Annotated in this window: 4 protein-coding genes; 3 read left to right on the top strand and 1 reads right to left on the bottom strand. The window is 69.5% G+C overall.

Translation table 11 applies throughout. The features are described from left to right. Together APM_RS10810 and APM_RS10805 are read left to right on the top strand one after the other, a co-directional pair. Positions 1–1,219: ATP-dependent DNA helicase RecG (locus APM_RS10810; RefSeq protein WP_007423411.1), on the top strand; the 1,219-nt coding region annotated here is incomplete at its 5' end. After that, entirely contained in the window at positions 1,216–1,650 is a 435-nt protein-coding gene (locus APM_RS10805; RefSeq protein WP_007423410.1) for an NUDIX hydrolase, read from the top strand. The genes APM_RS10810 and APM_RS10805, both read left to right, overlap by 4 nt. Here the strand turns inward: APM_RS10805 and msrP are convergent. Then, positions 1,643–2,626 carry a protein-methionine-sulfoxide reductase catalytic subunit MsrP gene (gene msrP, locus APM_RS10800; RefSeq protein WP_007423409.1) on the bottom strand — a complete coding sequence of 328 codons (984 nt, stop codon included), beginning with the start codon at positions 2,624–2,626 and terminating at the stop codon, positions 1,643–1,645. The two genes, APM_RS10805 and msrP, sit on opposite strands and share 8 nt — an antisense overlap. 99 nt (positions 2,627–2,725) lie before the next feature. Here msrP and APM_RS10795 point away from each other — a divergent pair. Continuing rightward, the coding region (locus tag APM_RS10795; protein WP_007423408.1) for a MazG nucleotide pyrophosphohydrolase domain-containing protein at positions 2,726–3,089 on the top strand (364 nt) is incomplete at its 3' end.

Below are 3,089 nucleotides of genomic sequence, written 5' to 3'. Positions count from 1 at the left end.
CCGGATGCTGCGGCTGTTGCAGGGCGATGTCGGCGCGGGGAAGACGCTGGTGGCGACGCTGGCGATGCTGCGCGTGGTCGAGGCCGGCGCACAGGCCGCCCTGCTCGCCCCCACCGAATTGCTCGCCCGCCAGCATCTGGCGACGCTGGAAAAACTCTGCCCGGTGCCGGTGGCGCTGCTGACCGGCTCGCTGCGGGCGGCCGAGCGGCGGCTTGTGCTGGCCGGCCTCGCGGATGGGTCGATCCCGATCGTGGTCGGCACCCATGCGATCTTCCAGAAGAGTGTCGCGTTCCACGATCTCGGCCTCGCGGTGATCGACGAGCAGCACCGGTTCGGCGTCGAGCAGCGTTTCGCCCTCGGCGCCAAGGGAAGTGCGACGGACATGCTGGTGATGACGGCGACGCCGATTCCGCGCACGCTGCTGCTCTCGCATTGGGGGGAGATGAGTGTGAGCCGGATTCTCGCCAAGCCGGCCGGGCGGCAGCCGATCCGCACCACGCTGCACCCGGTGGGGCGGATGGAGGAGATCGTCGCCGCGGTGGCGCGGATGATCCGCCGGGGCGGGCGGGTCTATTGGGTGTGTCCGCTGGTGGCCGAGAGCGAGGCGATGGACATCGCCGCCGCCGAGGCGCGGTTCGCCGCACTCGCCGAGCGGTTCGGCGCGCGGGTGGTGCTGGCGCATGGGCGCCAGCCGATCGAGATCCGGGCGGCGGCGCTGGAGCGCTTCGCCCGCGGCGAGGCGGATATCCTGGTCTCGACCACGGTGATCGAGGTGGGGGTGGACGTGCCGGAGGCGAATGTCATGGTGATCGAGCGGGCGGACCGGTTCGGGCTGGCGCAGCTGCACCAGCTGCGCGGGCGGGTCGGGCGCGGGGCGGCGGCGAGTTTCTGCCTGCTGCTGCATGGCGACGAGCTGAGCCAGGCGGCGCGGCGGCGGCTCGCGATCCTGCGGGAGACGGAGGACGGGTTTCGCATCGCCGACGAGGATTTCCGGCTGCGCGGCGGCGGTGACATATTGGGGGCGAAACAGTCCGGCCTGCCCGGCTACCTTCTGGCGGACGCCGAGCGCGACGAGGACCTGATTCCGATGGCGCAGAAGGACGCGACCCTGCTGCTCGACACCGACCCGCACCTGGAAACCCCGCGCGGCCGGGCGGCGCGGGTGCTGCTGCACCTGTTCGAGCAGGACCGCGCGATCCGCGCGCTGGTGGCCGGATGAGCCGGGCCTATCCGGAGGCGCCGCGCGTCGGCGTCGGGGTGGTGCTGCTGCGCGGCGACGAGGTGCTGCTGATCCGCCGCGGCCGCAAGCCGGCACGCGGCGCCTGGAGCCTGCCGGGCGGCGGGCAGGAGCTGGGCGAGACGGCGGAGGCGGCGGCGCGGCGGGAACTGCGCGAGGAGACCGGGCTCGAGGCCGGCGCGCTGGTGCTGGCCGCGCATGTGGACTCGATCCATCGCGACGCGGCGCAGCGGATCGAGTTTCACTACACCATCCTCGATTTCGCCGGGCTGTATCAGGGCGGCGAGGCGGTGGCGGGCGATGACGTGACCGACATCGCCTGGGTCAGGGCGGCGGAGTTCGACCGCTACGAATTGTGGAGCGAGGCGCGGCGGGTGATCGGCATCGCCCGCCGGCTGCTGGTCGTCACATGAACAGTTTCTTGTCCTGCTTCATGCCGGCATAGAGCGGGGCCACCCATTTGCCGTAGCCGTTGTAGATTTGCGTCGGCACGACCTCGCCGGTGCCGATGACGCGCTCGCGCGCCTGGCTCCAGCGCAGGGTGGGGTATTTCGGGTTCACATTGGCCCAGAAGCCGTACATGTCCGGGCTGGTCTTTTCCCAGAAGGTAACCGGCTGCTCCTTGACGAACTCGATGCGGACGAGGGATTTCGCCGATTTGAAGCCGTATTTCCAGGGCAGCACGACGCGGATCGGCGCGCCGTCCTGCCTGGGCATCTTCGCGCCGTACATGCCGGTGCCGACGAAGGCGAGTTCGTTCGTCGCCTCCGCCATGGTCAGGCCCTCGTGATAGGGCCAGGGGAAGAACGGGATCGACAGGCCGGGCATCACCTTCGGGTCGGACAGCGTGGTGAAGCGGAGATATTTCGCGCCCGAGAGCGGCTTGGCCAGTTTCACCAGATCGGCGAGCGGAAAGCCTTCCCAGGGGACGACGAGGGACCAGGCCTCGACGCAGCGATGGCGGTAGATGCGGGTTTCGGTGCTGACCTTCTTCATCAGGTCGTCGAAGGAGATGGTGAAGGGCTTTTCCACCATGCCGTCGATGCGGATGGTCCAGGGTTCGGTGGGCAGTTTCTGGGCCTTGCGCCAGATGTCCTTGTTCAGGCCGAATTCGTAGAAATTGTTGTAGGTCTCGACATTGTGGCGCGGGGTGAGGCTGCGCTCGGGGTCGAAACGCGCGGCGGAGGGCGGGTAGTCGGAGATGCGGTCGCCCGGTTTGGCGTTCGCGTTGGCGTCGGCGTTGGTGTCGGCGAGGGCGGCGCCGATCTGGCCGAAGCCGAGCATGGCGCCGCCCAGCGTGGCAAGGGCGGCGCGGCGGTCGAGCGCCAGATGCGGCGGGGTCGCCTCCGTTTCGGGCAGGGACCAGTCCGGTTTGCGGATGACGTGCATGGTTGTTCTCCTCGGGCGATAGATTACTCTGGTGCGCGCAGGCCATTCATCAACCCGCCGTGACCCGCGCGGGACCACCCTTCACAGCTTCGGGACCGCATGACCGACAGACCGATCGACCGCCTCCTCGCCGTCATGGCAGCGCTTCGGCATCCCGAGACCGGGTGCCCGTGGGATCGCGAGCAGGATTTCGCCACCATCGCTCCCTATACGGTCGAGGAGGCCTATGAGGTTGCGGACGCGATCGGAAAAGGCGATGCGGACGCGCTGCGCGACGAGCTGGGCGACCTGCTGTTCCAGGTGGTCTATCACGCGCGGATGGCCGAGGAGCGCGGCTGGTTCGGCTTCGAGGAGGTGGCCGCCGGGATCGCCGAGAAGATGATCCGCCGGCATCCGCATGTGTTCGGCGAGGCCGCGGCGCGGGCCCAGGCGGCGCAGACCCGGGCCTGGGAGGCGGACAAGG

The sequence above is a fragment of the Acidiphilium sp. PM genome, assembly GCF_000219295.1.
GTDB classification, from domain to species: Bacteria; Pseudomonadota; Alphaproteobacteria; order Acetobacterales; family Acetobacteraceae; genus Acidiphilium; species Acidiphilium multivorum.
This window is presented reverse-complemented; position numbering and strand designations above follow the sequence as displayed.